General features: G+C 42.1%; 1 protein-coding gene. It reads right to left on the bottom strand.

Features of this window, described 5'->3' with window-relative positions:
- Nucleotides 1-27: 27 nt before the first annotated feature.
- Nucleotides 28-501: IS630 family transposase (locus Q1A69_RS20140; protein ID WP_299589722.1), on the bottom strand; the 474-nt coding region annotated here is incomplete at its 5' end.

Raw genomic sequence — 501 nt, forward strand, 5'->3', positions numbered from 1 at the left:
TATTAACCCGGCGGACAAATAGTTCCATTATGCTGCATATTTAATCGATTCATGCCGGAAGTAGGATGCTACACGCGCAGGTTTCTTTTGTAACATTCTCATGTGAGAAAGCACTTTGCTTTTTAGCTTCTTCTTGGATCGCGCTGGTATGCCACTGTGAACGCCTCCTTTAAGATCGCAATTCAAATACTCATCTGGATTCAGCTCAGGTGAATAGGATGGCAAATAAAAGATTTCTATTTCATCATCGTGCTCTTTCAGCCAAGCTTTAACGACTCGAGCGTGATGTACCCTAAGGTTGTCTAGAATGAGGAAAACTTTGCGGCCTGCTGTTTTGATCAATCGCTTGAGAAAGTCGATAAGTCTGTCAGCATTCATACTTCCTTCGTAAATTTGAAAGCGTACTGTTCCTTGATTTGTAATGGCGGATATCATATTGAGTGAACAACGCTTTGCATTTAGCTTCACAATGGGCGTTTTTCCTTTTGGTGCATAGCCGCG

Source organism: uncultured Microbulbifer sp. (assembly GCF_947498635.1).
Classification (GTDB): Bacteria; Pseudomonadota; Gammaproteobacteria; order Pseudomonadales; family Cellvibrionaceae; genus Microbulbifer; species Microbulbifer echini.